Origin of the sequence: Bradyrhizobium arachidis, assembly GCF_024758505.1 — a bacterium.
Lineage (GTDB): Bacteria > Pseudomonadota > Alphaproteobacteria > Rhizobiales > Xanthobacteraceae > Bradyrhizobium > Bradyrhizobium manausense_C.
Genome location: NZ_CP077970.1, coordinates 3139483 through 3156772 on the forward strand (window position 1 = coordinate 3139483; position 17290 = coordinate 3156772).

Here is a 17290-nt window from a genome sequence, read left to right on the forward strand (position 1 = left end):
GGAGGGACCGTCACCCCACCCCGCTCGCGCTTTGCGCGATCGACCCTCCCCCTCCAGGGGAGGGTAAGAAAGGCTCACGCCGTCAATCTCGCCGCGTGCCAGTGCAGATGGTCGCTCATGAAGGTCGAGATGAAGTAGTAGCTGTGGTCGTAGCCCGGCTGCCGCCGCAGCGTCAGCGGGATGTTGGCCTTGCTGCAGGCCGCCTGCAAAAGCTCAGGGCGCAACTGCTCGGTCAAAAAGTTGTCGGCATCGCCGTAGTCGACCAGAAAGCCCGAATATTTCGCGCCGTCCTCGATCAGCGCCACCGTGTCATGCGCGCGCCAGGCGTCCTTGTTGGGGCCGAGATAGCCGCCGAGCGCCTTGGTGCCCCAGGGCACCTGCGAGGGCGCCACGATCGGCGCGAAGGCGCTCGCGGCGCGATAGCGGTGTGGATTGCGCAGCGCGACCGTCAGCGCGCCGTGGCCGCCCATCGAATGCCCCATCACTGATTGCCGTTTGGCATCGACCGGAAAATTGGCGGCGACGAGCTTTGGCAGCTCATCGGTGACGTAGCTCCACATGCGGTAGTTTTTCGCAAAGGGCTCTTGCGTCGCATCGACATAGAAGCCGGCCCCTAAGCCGAAATCATAGGCGTTGTTGGCATCGCTAGGCACGTCTGCGCCGCGCGGGCTGGTGTCGGGTGCAACGAAGATCAAGCCGAGCTCGGCGCAGGCGCGGCGGAATTCGCCCTTTTCGGTGACGTTGGCATGGGTGCAGGTCAGCCCCGAGAGATACCAGACCACCGGCAGCTTTGCGCCGTCCGCGTGTGGCGGCACATAGACCGAGAACGTCATGTCGGTCTTGGTCTCGGCGCTCGCGTGCCGGTACACACCCTGCACGCCGCCATGGGATTTGTTGGTCGAAACAGTCTGGATCGTCATGTCAGAAAACTCCGTGGCGCCTTAACCACATGATGATTGCAACGCTTGTGTGACCGAATTTGTGGCGGCTTCCCGTCTGCCTTACGCCACGCCGCTGTCGATCGCCAGCCGGACCAGCTCGACGGAGGTTTTCACTCCGAGCTTCTGGCGCATGATCGAAGAAGTGTTGGCCACCGTCTTGTAGGAGGACTGCACCAGCCAGGCAATCTCGGAAAGACTTTTCCCGGCGCTGAGCAGTCTTAGAATTTCCATCTCCCGCGCGTTCAGCTTCGACAGCGGGTTTTGCGCCAGCGCCGGTCCCGCAAAGGCGATGCTCCGCGCCATCGCGCTCGGCAGATAGGTCTCGCCGTTGCCGACGGCGCGGATCGCTTCCACGAGGTCGTTGGGGTCGCCGGTCTTGGAGACATAACCCTTGGCGCCGCACTCGATCGCGCGTGCTGCAAAGGCGGGATCGTCGTTCATGCTGAACATGATGATGCGGGCCTCGGGCGCGCGGTCGAGGATGCGGCGCGCGAGCTCGAAGCCGGAGACGGTGGGCAGGTTGATGTCGATGACGCAGAGGTCGGGGCGCTCGACGATGAACACGCACTCGCCGTCTTCGGCGTCGGCGGCCTCCAAAATCTCGATCTCGCCTTCGTCGGCCAGCACGGCACGGCAGCCGGAGGCGACGATGGGATGATCGTCCACGATCAGAATGCGCATCGGCGTTTCCCTCGACAGCCCCCGAAGCCCGTTTTTGCGTCGCATCAGGCCGAGATTGCTGTACGCTTTGGATTAGATATCGGGCGTTTCGGGTCTGTCAACGTTCCCCGGGATTGGCGACAGGCCTCGCAGGTAACGGGCGAAACCAATGTGGCAAAATCTATCCTTGCGCGGGCGCATCAACCTCTTGCTGGCGCTGTTGCTGGCGCTGGGGCTCGCGGTGAACATCGCGCGGCAGGTCGCGGAGGCAGGGCCGCGCGTCCAGGCCGAGGATCAGAGCGTCATTCGCCTGGCGCGCGAGTTCATCGAGATGATCGTGGCCGACCTGAAGGAGGCGCCGGACCCCGATGCCAAGCTGAACCAGATCGCGCGTGACCTCACCCGGCTGCGCCATGTCTCGATCGCGCTGCGGGACGAGACCGGCCAGGCGCTGACGCCGCCGCGGACCGGTGAGAGCGACGATGCGCGCGCGCCGCCGGCCTGGTTCGTGAGCCTCGTTCATCCCGAGCAGACCGCGGTCAGCGTTCCCGTGTCGATCCATGGCAAGCCGGCCTCGCTGGTGATCACCTCGCACCCGAACGACGAGATTGCCGAGATCTGGGACGCCATCCTGACCCAGCTCGAGGTCGGCACGGTCATCGCCCTGGCGCTGTTTCTGGTGATGATGACGGTCGTCGGCCGCGCGCTTGCGCCGCTGCAATCGCTGTCGCAGGCCATGACGGAGCTCGAAGCCGGCCGCTACGACGCCCGCGTCGCGCCGGGCGGAGCGCCCGAGCTCGCCGCCATCTGCACCAAGCTCAATCATCTCGCGGCAACGCTGGGGGAGGCGGTGGAGGAGAAGCGCCGGCTCGCCGAGCGCGCGGTCTCGCTCCAGGATGTCGAGCGCAAGGAGATTGCGCGCGAATTGCACGACGAATTCGGCCCATATCTGTTCTCGCTGCGCGCCCATGCCACTGCGCTGGCAAAACTGTCCGAGGCGCGCGAGCCAAGCGCGGAGGCCTTGCGCAAGCATGGCGCCGCCATCCTCGATCAGCTCAATGCGCTCCAGCAGTTCAATCGCCGCGTGCTGGAGCGCTTGCGGCCGGTTGGCCTCGCCGAGCTCGGCCTGCGCCAGGCGCTGGAATCGCTCTCCCGGCTGTGGCGGGAGTCGCATCCCGACGTCACCATCGCGACCACGATCTCGCCGGCGCTCGGGCCCACCGGCGAGACCGCTGATCTCACCATCTACCGCATCGTGCAGGAGGCGCTTACCAACGTGTTCCGCCACGCCGGCGCGACGTCGGTCGATGTCACGATCGAGCCGGCCCCCCAGCCGGGCAACGCGCGCGACGGCCGCGGCTGCGCGCGGGTACGCGTCCGTGACAACGGCCGCGGCATGGAGCCGGGCCAGAAGGTCGGTTTTGGCCTCGTCGGCATGCGCGAGCGGATTCTGGCGCTGGGCGGCACGCTCAACGTGGCATCTGGCGAGGGTGGCGTGACCGTGGAAGCGCTGGTTCCGACAGCCGCGGCTTGATCGCGCCAGAACTCAAATCGGGAAAAATTCCCGATTTCGTCGGGAAGATGGGTGCGAATGTCCTCCGACCTTTTGGGGCTGGCGCGAGCGCTTCTGCCGACTACACTTTCCTCAAGCGAAACGGCGAAACCGGGACAACAAGCCGTCAGCGAATGGGATGGATGGGACTGGGATGGGCGCGCGACGTCTTTTGATTGCTTCTGTGACGACTGGGCTCGTGCTGGGGACCGATGCGGCGATCGCCGCGCAGGACGAGGAAACCAACGTCCAGAATCTGCCCGCCGTGGAGGTCTCGGCGCCGCCGCCGTCGACACGGCGCGCCGCGCCGCGAACGCCGACGCGGGTTGCCGCGCCGCGGACGCGGATTTACGTCTACCCGACCTCGCCCGGCACCAGCAAAGGCCTCGACGTCGACAAGGTCCCGTCCAGCATCAACGCCGTCGATGCCAACCAGATCAAACGCGCGGGCTCGATGAACGTCACCGATGCGCTGCGCGACAATATCGCCGGCGTCAACATCTCCGAGGTGACCGGCAATCCGTTCACTCCCGACGTCGAATTCCGCGGCTTCGTTGCCTCGCCGGTGACGGGCACGCCGCAGGGGCTTGCGGTCTACCAGAATGGTGTCCGCATCAACGAAGCCTTTTCGGACGCGATGAACTGGGACCTGATCCCGACCGCCGCGATCCGGTCGGTCACGCTCGTGACCAACAATCCCGTCTTCGGCCTCAATGCGCTTGGCGGCGCGATCAATCTCCAGATGAAGGACGGTTTTACCTATCAGGGCGCCGAGATCGACGTCATGGGCGGCTCGTTCGGCCGTGCCCAGGCCTCGGCGCAATGGGGCAAGACTGTCGACAAGAACTACGCCGTTTATGCCGCGCTCGAAGGCTTGCACGACAACGGCTTTCGCAATTTCTCGCAGTCCGACGTGCGGCGCTTCTACAGCGATGTCGGCTACAAGAACGAGAATGCCGAATTCCACGTCAATATCGGCGCCGCCAATAACCACTTCGGTGCCAGTGCCACCGTTCCCGCCGAACTGCTTCAGCAATATTGGGGCGCGACCTACACTACGCCGCAAACCACCGCCAACCGCGTCGGCTATCTCAACCTGACCGGCAAGGTCGAGGCGACGCCGACCTGGACCTTCGAGGGTACGGCGCATGTGCGCAGGTTCGAGCAGAACGTCGTCGACGGCAATCCGACCGACGTGCAGGAATGTGCCACTGCCGGGCTGCTCTGCTTCGGCAATGATACAACGCCCGCAAATGGCGTGAACGGCGTACAGCTTGCCAATCCCTTTCCGGCGGGGACGATCCTCGGCGAGATCGACCGGGGCTCGATCCGTTCGACCACCTTCGGCGTGTCGGGCCAGGCCACCAACACCGATCAACTGCTCGGGCACGACAATCGCTTCGTGGTGGGGGCGAGCTATGACGCCAGCGTCACGCGCTACAACGCGACCGCCGAGATCGGTACGATCGGCGAAAACTACGTCGTCAGCGGTAGTGGCATCTTCCTGGGACCGACCGGCACACCAGAGCCAGTTGCCGGTCCTGTCTCGCTGCGGACCGTCAATCAATACAACGGCCTGTACGCGATGGACACGTTCAACGTCACGGATGCCTTTGCCATCACTGGCGGCGGCCGCTTCAACGTGGCGCGCATCTCGCTGGAGGATCAGCTCGGCACCGCGCTCAACGGCGATCATACCTATACCCGCTTCAATCCCGTGATCGGCGGCACCTACAAGATCACGCCGGAATTGACCGCCTATGCCGGTTATTCCGAGGCCAACCGCGTGCCGACGCCGCTCGAGCTCGGCTGCGCAGATCCCGCCAGGCCCTGCCTCCTCGCGGCATTTCTGGTTTCGGACCCGCCCTTGAAGCAGGTGGTGTCAAAAACCGTGGAAGCCGGTCTGCGCGGCAGCAAGGAATTGAACATCGGCACGCTCGGCTGGAAAATCGGCGGCTTCCGCGCCACCAATTACGACGACATCCTCGCCGTTCCCGTTCCGGGACGGACGGGCTTTGGCTATTTCCAGAACGTCGGCTCGACCCGTCGGCAGGGACTCGAGGCCGAGGTCAACATCAAGTCGCCGACGCTCACATTCAGCGCCAGCTACGCCTTCGTCGACGCGCGCTTCCTCGATGCGCTGACGCTCGGCTCCAACAGTCCGTTTGCCGATGCCGACGGCAACATTCAGGTGCTGCCCGGCAACCAGATCCCGGCGGTGCCGCGCCACCGCGTCAAGGTCGGCGCCGAATACGCCATCACCGACGTCTGGAAGGTCGGCGGCAACGCGCTGTTCGTCTCGAGCCAGTATTTCGTCGGCGACGAGTCCAACCAGTTTGCGAAGCTGCCGTCCTATACGGTGTTCAATCTCCACACATCGTATCAGGTCACCAAGAACCTCACGTTCTACGGTCGCGTCGACAATATCTTCGACAATCGCTACGCCACTTACGGCCAGTTCTTCGACACCACCGCCGTGCCCAACTTCACCAATGGCGGCGCCGCCTTCAACGACCCGCGCTCGCTGAGCCCGGCAAGGCCCCGCGCGTTCTACGCCGGCATGAGGGTGACGTTCTGAGGGACGCGAAGTCCCTGATGTCAGCTTCAGCCAACCGGTCCGGGGATCCAATAATCACCGGCCAGTGGCCTGACTTTTACGCCGGAGATAACCCCGAGCTCCAGGCTTGGATCGAAGTGCCGCATCGTCCGTTCATTGAGATCGATGATGCGGCCAGGCACGAGTGGGCCCACGTCATTTATCTTGACGATGACCTTCTTGCCGACGGCCTCGACGACGGCATATTTCGGCCGCGCGCCAAATTGAACGCCACCGAATTTCTGACGCAGACTGGTCTTGATGGCAGCCGCCCAAACAGAGGGATCATAGCGCTCGCCGGAGGCTGTGTTCGGACCGCCCTCCTGCCGTCCGGGCTTGAATGGATTGTACATGGACGCCGCGCCAACGATCGCATCCCCTGAAGCCTCATCGACGACAGCGCTTGAATGAACTCCATCTGCTTCACAGCGAGCAACGGAAACTGAAACGGCAAGCGCAACCACGGCGCCGCAAACTGCGGCGCTCGAGCCAAACAGCATCATAGATCCTCGATTGATTTTCTGAGACCGTAGTTCCCGAAGCCGCAGAAACTGCGTCAAGCGAACGCGGAAGCGTTGCAAACTCGCGCCGTTTTGTTGCGGATTCGTGCCAACGTTGGCGACGGAACCGTCGTGAGAACCTGGGAGGTTCCACACAGTGTTCTGGTTTGCATTGGTTAATACAGAGATTGAGTCAGTAGCGTGGCCGACAACGGTTCCCCGAGCCCGTGGTTCTACGTAAGGCTCGGGCCTCGGCTAGCGCCGAACTCTCGTCCGTCGAAGTCTCCGCAATCCGAGGCCGAGTTGCCCTTTGAGCTGCGTAATCGGCATGTCCTCACCGCCAACCCAACGCTTGAAGTCGACGTCCAGCATGTCCTCCTCGAGCGCGGCGGCATCGCCGCCGATGCCGATTAGGAGCCGTCGCCTGGCGGGCTCGGCGACGATGGTGTGCAGCGTCTGAGCGTTGCCGTAATTGTGGAAGGCCGGTGATGCCGGGAAGTTCAGCGCCTTGAATGTCTGTTCGGCACTCAACGTTCGTGCTGCCCAGCCTTCCAGCGGCGGCAATCTGTCGATCGAATGCGCAACGCGGCGGTTCAACGCGCGCAGTTGCGGCGACTGAAAATGATTGGTGCAAGCGAGCCAGTCGCCAGCGCGCACGGCGACCGCGCCGGCGCCGGCCTCGACCACGGCAGCGACGCCGCCAGCATCGAGCAGCGAGTAGTTGTACTGCATGGCATGGCGCAGACGACGCAGCACGTCAACTGCCTCCGCAGTGGTCGCGCAACTGTCGAGCACGCGCCTGACCAGCAACGTGCTGGTGAGGCCGGGCGATCGCGGTCGCGCCCTCACTAGATGCAGGCCGATCGTGAGCCCGTGCTCGTTCATGCCGTCGAGCCGCCCGGTCAACTGGTGCGTGCCGCCGATGCTGGCGTAGCTGCCGTGCACCTGCACCAGCGCGAAGCGCGCCTCATAGCCGCGCGGCCAGAAATCATAATTGCGGCCATAGACCGAGCCGCTCATGACGGCCGAGCAGCCGCCGGTCGGCATCCGCAAACCGTCATTGCCGAAGAAGGCGACCGCGTGCTCCATCGGGATGTTGAGCCCCTCGGCGATCCCGCCGATCTCCTCCCACAATGCCGGCGCGTAAGCCCTGAAGGCGCGTTCCTCGGTCCTGACGTCGAACCACCACGGCAGCTTCACCTTGCGGCGAAGAAACGCCTTGCCCTTGCGCGTCGCCGCAAAGGCATCGGCCTGCGCGCGACCGACCTCGTAAGGCGTCCCGCGACATTGCACGAAGCTGACGCGAAGCGTCTTGGCAGCCGGCGCCATCGTGATGCCTACTGCCCCTTGTATTGTGCCTTGGCGCGCTGGTCGAACGCGCTCAAGACCGCAAGCGTCATCGCGGTGACGCCGGTCTGGATGGTCGGCTTCGGCACCGGCGCGTAGAGTGGAGAATGGTTACCGGGAAGCGGCGTGCCGCCACTCTCTGCGGCGGCGACGCGTTCGGGTTCGTAGACGCCGATATTGAAGAACATCGAGGGCACGCCGGAACGGATGTACTCGGAATAGTCTTCGCTCGCGGTGACCGGTGGCGCGATCCTCAGCTTGTCGCCGAAGGCAACCCTCAGCACCTTCTCGGCGGTCGCGACCACGGCGTCATCGTTGACGACGGCCTTGATACCCTCGGTGATCATGACGTCAGGCGCAGGTGCATTCGCCATCTCGGCGACCGCTTGCGCCGTGCGTTTGATTCCCTCGTGCATCCTGGTGCGCACGTCGGCGTCAAAACTTCTGATGGTGCCCTGCAGGACCGCCTCGTCGGGAATGATGTTGCCGGAGGTGCCGGCCTGGAACGAGCCGATGGAGACCACGCCAAACTTGGTCGGGTCCTTTTCGCGGCTGATGACGCTCTGCACGTCGACGACAAAACGCGACGCCATCATCACGGGATCGATGGTCGCCTGTGGCGACGCGCCGTGGCCGCCACGGCCCTTGAATCTGATGGTGAGGCCATCGGCATTGGAAGAGCGGGCCCCGATGGTATAGGCGACCGTGCCGTAAGCAAACACCCCGCCGCCGCTATGCAGGGCAAAGCCGACATCGGGTTTTGGAAAGCGCGTGAACAGGCCGTCCATCAGCATGGCCATCGCACCCGCGCCCACTTCCTCGCCGGGCTGGGCGATGAACATCAGCGTGCCCTGCCAGCGCTCCTTCAGCCCGACCAGCGTCTTCGCCGCTCCGACCCAGCTCGCCATGTGGATGTCGTGGCCGCAGCTATGGGCCACAAAAGTTTCGCGCCCCTGCCATGTGGTCTTGTCGCGGCTTGCGTAGGGCAGGCCGGTCTTCTCCTCCATCGGCAGCGCGTCGAGCTCGGTGCGCACCATGACGGTCGGACCGTCGCCATTCCGGTAGAGCGCGACCAGCCCGGTCCTGCCGACCTTCTCCGTCACCTCGAAGCCGATCGCGCGCATCTCGGCGGCGAGCTTTGCGGCGGTCTTCTCTTCCTGGAAGGCAAGCTCGGGATGGGCGTGGATATCCTTGTAGAGCGCATCGAGCTTTGGATAGTCGCTCTCGAAGGAGGCCTCGATCGATTGCTTCAGGCTGGCGACGTCGATCTCCGCATGCGCCGGCGGCGCAACTATGCTGCCCAACATAAATGTGGCGCCAAATGCGGCGAGCAGGGGCCTTGCAAACCGCATGGCCGGACCTCCCTTGGCTCATTCTCTCGCCCAGACTATCGCGGTGCAGGAATTTTGACCACCTTCCGCGAGATGCAGGAGGACTCACACAGGCAAGGCAGCGCGTGAGCCGGCAACAGCCTTCGCCTAAATCCGGTGTGCCGCAACCGCCTCCTCGTTCCATTCAATGCCAACGCCTGGCACGTCGGGGATATGCAGGTGCCCGTCCTTGATCGCGTAAGGCTGGCGCAAGATTGGATCGGCCCAATCCTGCCATTCGAGCCAGTGCGCCGTCTCGGTGACCCGCATAACGTGGGCGGCCACCTCCGGATAGAGATGCGTCGACATGGGGATGCCCGCCGCACCTGCAATGGCCGCAGCCCGCATCCACCCGGTGACGCCGCCAATGCGCATGAAGTCAGGCATGACAAGGTCGCACGCTCGGCGCTGAAGGGCCTTGTGCATCTCGCGCGGGCCGTAGAAATTTTCTCCGATCTGCAGCGGCGTCTTCAGTTCGGCTGCGAGTTGGGCATAGCCGTCGAGATTGTCGTAGACGATCGGCTCCTCGATCCAGGCCAGCCCGTAGTCGTCGATCATGTGGCAGCGCTGAAGCGCCTCGGCCAATGTCAGCCCCTGATTGAAATCGACCATCAGCTCGATGCCGTTGCCAACCGCTTTCCGCACCGCATCCAACGTCGCTAGATCGTCGGCGACACGTTCGCGCCCCAGCCTGAGCTTCAGGCCAGCGAACCCGCCCTCGTCGCGCAATTCGATTGCCTCAGTGGCGACGACCTCCGGTGATTTCAACCACAGGCCGTTGCTGTTGTAGGATTTCACCGGACCAACCGTGCCGCCGAGCAGCACGCAGAGCGGCTGGTTCGCCGCTTTGGCCAGCGCGTCCCATGCCGCCATATCGAGGCCGGATGCGGCGATCATCGACAAGCCTTCGTAGCCGACGAAGTGCAGCGACTTGCGCGCTGCGTCGAACAGCTCGACCGGAGCAAGCCGACGCCCTCTCAGCATGTCGCCGAAGTCGTGCAAGGCAGGCACGAGGTAACGCATGGACTTCGTGACATACGGCTCGAGGTAGCTGCGGCCCGTGATCCCTTGCTCGGTCTGCAGATCGATCAGGATGACTGGCCACTCGGACAGTGTGGCGATGCGGGCTACGACCGGCCGCTTGAGCTTGAGGACAATAGCCCGAGCGGTGATGCTTCGTATCGTCAAAGGAACGTGCGACATGCCCGGCCCTCCTCGGGGATTTCGATGTCTGGGAAGAGCACCTTTCATCCCAGGCCGCCGTCGTGTAAATTCACTATTGAGTATACTTTCGCGAAGGCGGTGCCGTGCCGAGGTCAGCCGAGCAGACACGAGGACGTGTCCTGGAAGCAGCCTACAAGCTCTTTCGCCGCCGAGGGTACAATCGCGTCACAATGGACGACATTGCCGAAGCGGCAAAGCTCACCAAGCGCACACTCTATCACCACTTCAACAGCAAGGATCAGCTGCTCGCCGATGTGCTCGAATCTCAGCATCATCTGGCGCTGCAGGCCTTTCGCACCTTCGGCGACAATCTCACCGGATCGGTCGAGACCATCGTCGAGGCGATGTTCAGGGATATTGCCGTTTGGGCAGACACGCCGAGATGGGCGGGGTCCGGCTTCACGCGTCTCGTCATCGAACTCGCAGACCTGCCGGGTCATCCCGCACGATTGATCGCTCGCCGGCACAAGGCCGCGTTGGAGAAATGTTTCGCGGAGCTATTGGCTCGTTCCGGGGTCGATCGCCCGAACGAGCTTGCCCGCGCCGTTTGGCTCCTGTCTGAAGGCGCGATCTCCCTGATTCTCATCCATGGTGATCGTGGCTATTCGGATGCAGCGTCCGAGGCTGCAATCACTCTTGTTCGGCATCACTTATCGCCGCGGACATAAGCCTCTGCTTGCTCGACCAGCTGATCGAGCGTGCCTGCGGCCGTATCGAGGACGAGATGCGCCCGATCCCAGGATTCATAGTGCTGCCTCACGATGTCATCCCACGCGGGTAGCTTGTGGCCGCTGATGTCGGGGAGGCGGACTTCCGCGCGCTGCCGGTGCAGGGCAGGGTCGCTGCAAACGAGCTCGATCTCGACGAGACGCGCTGCGTTCTGCGACGCCGTCTGGCGCCATCCGACACGGCTCGCGAGCACCGGATTGACGCAATCCGCGATCACGATGCGCCCCAGCTTCAGGTTTTCGGCCGCCAAAGCGTTGGCAATGGCGTAGCCGGTCGCGCCGACCGTGAGGCCTGCCGCCTGCAAGGCCTGTTCGATCGCGTCGATTCGCAGATAAGTTGCCGTTAGCCGGATGGCCAATTTGCGGGCCAGGGTCGTCTTGCCGGTCCCGGGTAGTCCCCCAAACACGACCAATATCGGCGGTTGCTGCTCATATTTCATGACGGAGGGCGGCCCACGACCTTGGGAGGGCAGATAATTGCCCCGGCGGAGGGTAAGATCGATTGCATCGGACGATCCGTAAATTTATTCAAGCGGTTGGTATCCTGGTTCCACTATAACAGCGAACGATCCGGCGTAGGCGCGGGGATGAAATGTTAGCTGCCAGCACTGTCGATATTTCTTCGATCCTGAACCGCATCCTCGATACGGCCGCGGACAATCTGCGGATCGCGAAGATCCTGGTCCAGATCGGTCTCGACCCCAACAACATCACCTATGAGGCGCTGTTCAATCGCCTGCTGGAGATATTTCTGGCCAACATCACCCTGGCCAACATGTTCGCCGTGATCGGCGCGATCTTCTTCGTGGCGACGCTGCTGATGCAGACCATGGTGCCCTTGCGCATCGCCAACATGTGCGGCGCCACCTTCCTCGCGGCCTTCGGCGCGTTGTCGGGAAATGTCGGCACATTGGCCTTGTATCTCCTGTCGCTGCCGATCAACGCCATCCGGCTGCGCCAGATGTTGAAGCTGATCAAGAAGGCGCGCACGGCGACGCAGGGCGACATGTCCATGGAATGGCTCAAGCCGTTCATGACCGAGCGCAAATATCGCAAGGGCGACGTGCTCTTCAAGAAGGGCGATGCGGCCAACGAGATGCTCCTGACCGTCACGGGCAAGTTTCTGGTCAAGGAAATCAACGTCGAGTTGCCGCCCGGACGTCTCATGGGCGAGCTCGGCTTTTTGACGCCGAACAACCGGCGCACCGGAACGATCGAGTGCCTGGAAGACGCGCAGGTGCTGACCATCACCTATGAGCGGCTGCTTGAGATCTACTTCCAGAATCCGCAGTTCGGCTATTACTTCCTCGTCCTCACCAGCCAGCGCCTGCTGGAGAACATCGCGCGGCTGGAGGGCATCGTTGCGCAGCAGAAGGCCGCGGAGCAGACCGCCAAGGGCGACCTCGCTTAGATCCGTCACTGGGTTGGGCGAGCCGAGTGCTTTAGCCTCGACGTGCGTTGATCTGGATCAACAAAGGCAAATTCGACGTTCGGTCTCCTTGGTGTCGGGCTCCGCGCGGCTTCCCTGTCGAGAGATCGGCATTTGGAGCGGCCCGCGCATTTCTCGGGAGGTTCGACGATGACACGGCACCTTCTCTTCGCGATCGCGATCATAGGCACCGGTGTGCTCCTCGGCTCACCATCAGGAATGGCGACCCCGCTGCAATGTGAGGACAGAAACGTGAATTGCCTGGGCAACTGCGCCGACAGGACAGGAGGGGCAGGTGACCTGGGAGGTCGCCAGAACAAATGCTTGCTCTACTGCACCCGGCAGGTGTCCAGGTGCTTGATACGCAATGCGATGATCCGTTACTAACGCAGCCAATTTCCTCCGCTCGCTTGGCTCTCCCGCAGGTGCCCTCGTGAGTCAGGCTCTGGCCGTAGCTGACATGTCGGCGGCAGTGTCCCGAGGTCCGCTTATGACCCCATAGCCGTCCCGAGCCACGCGCCGCATTGGCGACGCGGCATTTGCAGCCACAGCGTGCGACCACCATCGAGACGTGATACTCTGCGCCCCTCGTCCTCACGCTGCGATGAGGGTCGAATGAAACGGCGGGAGTTCATAGCGGGCACTGCGGCGCTGCTTGTTTCGCCAAAGCATGCGGGGGCTCAGGGCGCCCGCCGTCGACTTGGCTTTCTTGCCATAGGCGACGCGAGTGGACAGGCTCTCAATCAAGCCGAGCGTGTGTTCATTGATACGTTGCGAAGTCTCGGCTGGGTGGAGGGAAAGAATCTGGTGTTCGAGTATCGTTTTTCCCACCCCCCGGATCGACTGACGGCTTCAGTCGCCGATCTGATGGGCCTCAGCCCCGATGTACTCGTTGTGGCAGGACCTCAAGCAGCCATAGCCCTGAAATCGACGACTGCCACCATTCCGATTGTATTCGTGGGTATTGCCGATCCCGTGGGGCTTGGCCTCGTGCAAAGCCTGTCGCGACCAGGTGGCAACATAACAGGTCTTACGACCAATGTACCCGATGACTTCCTTGCCAAACGTCTTGAGATCCTTCGGGAACTCGTACCCGGCGCCTCGAAGATCGCGCTCCTGGTCAATCCGGACAACCCAATGCAAAGGCCATACTTGGCGGAGCACATACCGAGCATTGCCCGGAAGCTCGGTATCGCTCTGCCGATAGTTGAGGCCACCAAGACCGAAGAACTCGACGCCGCCTTTGCCTCGGCCGCCGCTCAGCACGCCGATGCGATAATCGATTTTGGTGATTCTCTCACCTACGTCCAGGCTCCGCGAATCATCGCGCTGGCGGCGAAGCATCGTCTGCCGGCAAACTACATGTTCCGACATTACGCTAATGGCGGGTTGTCGGTATACGGGGCCGACACAGGCGATCTGTTCCGCCGTGCGGGCAGCTACGTGGACAAGATTTTTAGGGGCGCCAAGCCTTCCGAGTTGCCGGTAGAGAGGCCGACCAAATTCGAGTTGGTCATCAACATGAAGACGGCCAAAGAGCTCGGCCTCAACGTGTCGCCCTCACTACTCGTCCGCGCCGACGAGGTGATCGAATGAGGCGCAGGTGCTGCGATGCATTAGTCCGGAAGTGGCCCCAAAGCTGACCTTGGGCCCGGCGTTGGGTTATGTCCGCTCCTGACTGAAGCGGACATTGGCTAGTGCATCGAGGTCAACTAAGATCAAGCGCAGCTGCAATAGTTTGGGTGCTTTCTCAATGACCGGACGCGGCTTCACACGGCTGCTTTGCATCGCCTGCGCAGCCGCATTCCCTTTCATGCTGGATGCGCTCGCACTGAATTCGCATCGAGCCTTCGCCCAGGCCGCACCGGCCTCACAAGCTGCCGGCCCTCGCTTTCGTGCGGACGGGCCTGACGCGGACGCGTTCGGCCGCACGGAAGGGTATCCGAGCTGCAAGGGACTTGCCTATGTTGACGACACGCGCTGCCGCGTCGGCGCGCTGAGCCGCTACGACACGCTGTTTCCTGCGCGCACCATCACTGCCCCGAAACAATCTGTTCCGCTGGCGCGCGCGGTGAGCGAACCCGTCATTCGCTACGGCTTCGCCGGGCTCGAGCTGACACTCGACGACTATCTCAATCGTCAACCGGTCACCGGCCTCTTGATCGCGAAGGACGACACGATTCTGGTCGAGCGTTACCAGTACGGTCGCACCGATACGGATCGCCTGACATCCTTCTCCATGGCAAAGACCGTCGTTGGACTGCTGATCGGCATCGCTCTGAAGGAGAAGATGATCGGATCAGTCGATGATCTGGCGGAAACCTACGTACCCGGCTTGAAGGACACCGAATACGGCCGCACGCCGATCAAGGCGTTGCTGCTGATGGCCTCAGGCGTCGCCTTCTCGGAGGATTACGACAGCAAGTACAGCGATATCTACCAACTGGCCCGCCTGACGATTGAGCCGGGCTCTCCCGGCAGCCTCGCTGCGCTGAAGCAGTTCAACACCCGTCGCGATCCGCCCGGAGTGCGTTTCTCCTATTCGTCGGCTGAATCGCTGGTGCTCGGCCTTGTGCTCACGGCCGCCACCAAGCGAACGGTGTCCGACTATGCCGCCGAAAAGATCTGGCAACCGCTTGGGGCGGAAGCCGATGCGACGTGGATCATCGATGCGACCGGGCAGGAAATCACGTTTGGCTATGTCAATGCGGTGCTGCGCGACTGGGCGCGTCTCGGCCTGATGCTGGCCAATCACGGCAATTGGCAGGGCAAGAATATCGTGCCCGAGGGTTGGCTCGCGGCGTCGGCCGCGGACGCGCTTCCGACCGACTCCCCGTTGGCGAAGTACGGTTATCAAATCTGGTATTCCGGAGACACCAGACGTTTCGCGCTGCGAGGCCTTCGCGGACAATTTGTCTTTGTCGATCCGGACCTGAAGCTTGTCCTCGTGCAGACCGCGCTCCGCGGTGGCCCGCCCGAGACCGCCGAGCTGTTTGCTCTGTGGACCGCGCTGAGAGCGCAAGTTCAGTAGGCCGCAGTGGCGGGCGTGACAAGCGGTCGGGGATTCGCAAGCATCCCTAATTGAACGCAAACCAGGCCTTGGCAACGAATGTCGCGCTGCACCAGTTCGAAATCAGGCCATCCGGATTGGTGACAAGGTTGACGCGGCCGCCTGGCCGCGCGTTTGGATCGCCGGTAAAGACGAAGCAGTTCTCCTTCGACAGGTTGGTGTCGTAGTAGCGCAGATCAAGGTTGAACGCCTTGTGCGTGAAGGTCACGCCCGCTTGCCAATTGAGATAGGCAGGCAGCGGAAAGCCGCCGAGCTGCGAAGCCTGATTGCCGAACCAGGAATAGCCGGCAGCGGCGGTGAACGACACAGTCAGGTCCTGCGGCAGCAGCCGGGCCGGCATGTCGAAGCCAAGCCCGGCCGCCACATATTGGCTCCAGGCGCCGGTGTTCGAGACGTTGGGAGAAAAGGCGTAGCCGGCTGCGACCCGGATCTGTTCGCCGATGCGTCGGTCGCCGCGGATAACTGTCTCCCAGTAATTGATGCCGTCGGTCTCGCCAGGAAGTTTTTCGCCGGGATAAGCGAAATAGGTGACCCCAAGATCGAAATCGATCGATGCTATCTTCGGGCGCATGCCCGCAGCAAAGGTGAACTCGGCGGCCGGCTGGGTCGGCAGCTTGACGGTGGCGACCGTGGTGCCGGCATAGAGCGGGCCCCATCTTGTTTCAAAGGCAGCGCCGGCCGCGGGCCCATGATCGGACAGCGTGGTCCCGCGGTAGATATAGTCGGATGCCAGCCCGGCGCGCGCACTGAATTCCAGTTCGCTCGGAGACGTTGCGTGGTCGGTGTCGGTTGCCGACCATCCGCGGTTGCCAAGGCCGATCGCGCCGCCGGGAGCAGGGGGAACGGTCTGCGCCCACGCGCCGGACATTGGTGCGAGCCAAATCCAGACCAACGCAGCGATTGAAGCACTGCTTACGCACCGGGCCGATGCAACGCTCCGCCACACGATTGATTACCCTCCAAGGGCTACCGCGACACCAACCAGCGCACTGCCGAAAGCGACCATCGAAAGTCCCGCCGCCCAGGGCTGCAGCCCGCTACGAAGTCCGAACACGTAACCACAGCAGAACAGCATCACGATAGCCACGGCGTAGGACACGCGCAGCGCCAATCTGGCGTCACTCAGGACAAGGAACGGGATGACCACCGGGAATGTCGAGAGAAAACTGAGCAGGCAAAGGCCCAGCGCGCCGCTCCAGTCGCGCTTCGTCAGCCCGGGACCGGGAGACGGCTCGGGCAATTGCCGCAATCTTTGCCGCATCAGTTCCAACTGCTCCGCGGGCAGGATTGCGGTCAATTCCTCCGGCAATGCCTCGGCAATGACGCGCCGCGCCGTTTCGGCGTCCGGCGCCTGCCGTACCGCGCGGAGGGTCAGAATCTTGTTTCCCCGGTCGTTGATGCGCGCCAGCAGATAAAGACCGCCGTCGACAATGCCCCAGGCGAGATTGCAGCCGAGCGCACCGATCAGCATCGTCCGAACGTTGAGGTCAGCCCCGGTCGCGACGCCGAGCGAGCAGATGAAGGTGAGGGCCATGATCAGCCCGAACAACGTCTCCGAGATCCGTTCCATCGGATCAAGGACGTTAGCGATAGGAACTTTTGAAACCTCTGACATCCCGGTAAGACGGCCGTTGGCGTTGATGAATCAACTTTGCACGCAAGACGTTGCACTGAGCCACGTCGAAGAACGCGCTTTCAAGCTTGATCTAAATCAAGCGTACTGCCCCTTGGGCCGCCTTGCGCGATGGGTGCTCCGGCTCGAGAGCATAGCTTCCTTTGTGAGCACGCGTCTTGGCCACAGGTTTCGAAAGGTGCGAACGGCACTTCTCAAATCGCCCGAGACTGGTCATTGTGCCCTTCGGAACAGGAACAG

15 protein-coding genes are annotated in these 17290 nt (G+C 62.8%); 6 read left to right on the forward strand and 9 right to left on the reverse strand.

What is annotated here, in order from left to right; translation table 11 throughout:
* Positions 1–74: 74 nt before the first annotated feature.
* Together fghA and KUF59_RS14080 are read right to left on the reverse strand one after the other, a co-directional pair.
* A complete protein-coding gene (gene fghA, locus KUF59_RS14075) occupies positions 75–920 on the reverse strand; it encodes an S-formylglutathione hydrolase (protein WP_212461722.1) in 846 nt (281 codons plus the stop codon).
* An 81-nt stretch (positions 921–1001) separates the two neighbouring features.
* Complete coding sequence (locus KUF59_RS14080; RefSeq protein WP_212461723.1) at positions 1002–1622, reverse strand: response regulator; 621 nt, start codon at positions 1620–1622, stop codon at positions 1002–1004.
* Positions 1623–1770: 148 nt separating this feature from the next.
* On the opposite strand from KUF59_RS14080, the gene KUF59_RS14085 reads away from it, so the two are divergent.
* Positions 1771–3135 carry an ATP-binding protein gene (locus tag KUF59_RS14085; protein ID WP_212461724.1) on the forward strand — a complete coding sequence of 455 codons (1365 nt, stop codon included), beginning with the start codon at positions 1771–1773 and terminating at the stop codon, positions 3133–3135.
* A gap of 157 nt (positions 3136–3292) precedes the next feature.
* The gene (locus KUF59_RS14090) at positions 3293–5731 is read left to right on the forward strand and encodes a TonB-dependent receptor (protein ID WP_212461725.1); all 2439 of its coding nucleotides are present in this window, start codon (positions 3293–3295) and stop codon (positions 5729–5731) included.
* A gap of 26 nt (positions 5732–5757) precedes the next feature.
* On the opposite strand, the gene KUF59_RS14095 is transcribed toward KUF59_RS14090, so the two are convergent.
* From KUF59_RS14095 to KUF59_RS14110, 4 genes are all read right to left on the reverse strand, one after another.
* The gene (locus tag KUF59_RS14095; protein WP_249140714.1) at positions 5758–6252 is read right to left on the reverse strand and encodes a septal ring lytic transglycosylase RlpA family protein; all 495 of its coding nucleotides are present in this window, start codon (positions 6250–6252) and stop codon (positions 5758–5760) included.
* A 252-nt stretch (positions 6253–6504) separates the two neighbouring features.
* Complete coding sequence (locus KUF59_RS14100; RefSeq protein ID WP_212461726.1) at positions 6505–7578, reverse strand: C45 family autoproteolytic acyltransferase/hydrolase; 1074 nt, start codon at positions 7576–7578, stop codon at positions 6505–6507.
* A gap of 8 nt (positions 7579–7586) precedes the next feature.
* Positions 7587–8948 carry an amidohydrolase gene (locus KUF59_RS14105; RefSeq protein ID WP_212461727.1) on the reverse strand — a complete coding sequence of 454 codons (1362 nt, stop codon included), beginning with the start codon at positions 8946–8948 and terminating at the stop codon, positions 7587–7589.
* A 126-nt stretch (positions 8949–9074) separates the two neighbouring features.
* The gene (locus tag KUF59_RS14110) at positions 9075–10217 is read right to left on the reverse strand and encodes an enolase C-terminal domain-like protein (RefSeq protein ID WP_258769564.1); all 1143 of its coding nucleotides are present in this window, start codon (positions 10215–10217) and stop codon (positions 9075–9077) included.
* 143 nt (positions 10218–10360) lie between these two features.
* On the opposite strand from KUF59_RS14110, the gene KUF59_RS14115 reads away from it, so the two are divergent.
* A complete protein-coding gene (locus tag KUF59_RS14115) occupies positions 10361–10858 on the forward strand; it encodes a TetR/AcrR family transcriptional regulator (RefSeq protein ID WP_249140716.1) in 498 nt (165 codons plus the stop codon).
* Here KUF59_RS14115 and KUF59_RS14120 read toward each other — a convergent pair.
* Positions 10837–11325, reverse strand: coding sequence for a P-loop nucleotide/nucleoside kinase family protein (locus KUF59_RS14120; protein ID WP_258769565.1), 489 nt, complete (start codon positions 11323–11325; stop codon positions 10837–10839). The genes KUF59_RS14115 and KUF59_RS14120 overlap by 22 nt on opposite strands.
* Before the next feature lie 185 nt (positions 11326–11510).
* Here KUF59_RS14120 and KUF59_RS14125 point away from each other — a divergent pair, with 185 nt between their 5' ends.
* The 3 genes from KUF59_RS14125 (at position 11511) to KUF59_RS14135 (ending at position 15378) form a co-directional block, all read left to right on the forward strand.
* Positions 11511–12329, forward strand: a complete 819-nt coding sequence (locus KUF59_RS14125) for a Crp/Fnr family transcriptional regulator (protein WP_212461731.1) — start codon at positions 11511–11513, stop codon at positions 12327–12329.
* A gap of 633 nt (positions 12330–12962) precedes the next feature.
* Positions 12963–13943 (forward strand): ABC transporter substrate-binding protein, encoded by a 981-nt coding sequence (locus KUF59_RS14130; protein ID WP_212461732.1) that lies wholly within the window; start codon positions 12963–12965, stop codon positions 13941–13943.
* A 157-nt stretch (positions 13944–14100) separates the two neighbouring features.
* A complete protein-coding gene (locus tag KUF59_RS14135) occupies positions 14101–15378 on the forward strand; it encodes a serine hydrolase domain-containing protein (protein WP_258769566.1) in 1278 nt (425 codons plus the stop codon).
* Positions 15379–15424: 46 nt separating this feature from the next.
* Here the strand turns inward: KUF59_RS14135 and KUF59_RS14140 are convergent, their stop codons facing one another.
* Positions 15425–16285, reverse strand: a complete 861-nt coding sequence (locus tag KUF59_RS14140; RefSeq protein ID WP_212461734.1) for a TorF family putative porin — start codon at positions 16283–16285, stop codon at positions 15425–15427.
* A gap of 84 nt (positions 16286–16369) precedes the next feature.
* Positions 16370–16987 (reverse strand): VIT1/CCC1 transporter family protein, encoded by a 618-nt coding sequence (locus KUF59_RS14145; RefSeq protein ID WP_212461735.1) that lies wholly within the window; start codon positions 16985–16987, stop codon positions 16370–16372.
* Between the last annotated feature and the right edge of the window lie 303 nt (positions 16988–17290).

Coding starts and splice junctions, on each gene's coding strand:
- KUF59_RS14095 (WP_249140714.1), bottom strand. CDS start 6,252: ATGATGCTGTTTGGCTCGAGCGCCGCAGTTTGCGGCGCCGTGGTTGCG.
- KUF59_RS14140 (WP_212461734.1), bottom strand. CDS start 16,285: ATGTCCGGCGCGTGGGCGCAGACCGTTCCCCCTGCTCCCGGCGGCGCG.
- KUF59_RS14090 (WP_212461725.1), top strand. CDS start 3,293: ATGGATGGGACTGGGATGGGCGCGCGACGTCTTTTGATTGCTTCTGTG.
- KUF59_RS14135 (WP_258769566.1), top strand. CDS start 14,101: ATGACCGGACGCGGCTTCACACGGCTGCTTTGCATCGCCTGCGCAGCC.
- KUF59_RS14125 (WP_212461731.1), top strand. CDS start 11,511: ATGTTAGCTGCCAGCACTGTCGATATTTCTTCGATCCTGAACCGCATC.
- KUF59_RS14105 (WP_212461727.1), bottom strand. CDS start 8,948: ATGCGGTTTGCAAGGCCCCTGCTCGCCGCATTTGGCGCCACATTTATG.
- fghA (WP_212461722.1), bottom strand. CDS start 920: ATGACGATCCAGACTGTTTCGACCAACAAATCCCATGGCGGCGTGCAG.
- KUF59_RS14080 (WP_212461723.1), bottom strand. CDS start 1,622: ATGCGCATTCTGATCGTGGACGATCATCCCATCGTCGCCTCCGGCTGC.
- KUF59_RS14115 (WP_249140716.1), top strand. CDS start 10,361: ATGGACGACATTGCCGAAGCGGCAAAGCTCACCAAGCGCACACTCTAT.
- KUF59_RS14130 (WP_212461732.1), top strand. CDS start 12,963: ATGAAACGGCGGGAGTTCATAGCGGGCACTGCGGCGCTGCTTGTTTCG.
- KUF59_RS14110 (WP_258769564.1), bottom strand. CDS start 10,217: ATGAAAGGTGCTCTTCCCAGACATCGAAATCCCCGAGGAGGGCCGGGC.
- KUF59_RS14100 (WP_212461726.1), bottom strand. CDS start 7,578: ATGGCGCCGGCTGCCAAGACGCTTCGCGTCAGCTTCGTGCAATGTCGC.
- KUF59_RS14145 (WP_212461735.1), bottom strand. CDS start 16,987: ATGGAACGGATCTCGGAGACGTTGTTCGGGCTGATCATGGCCCTCACC.
- KUF59_RS14085 (WP_212461724.1), top strand. CDS start 1,771: ATGTGGCAAAATCTATCCTTGCGCGGGCGCATCAACCTCTTGCTGGCG.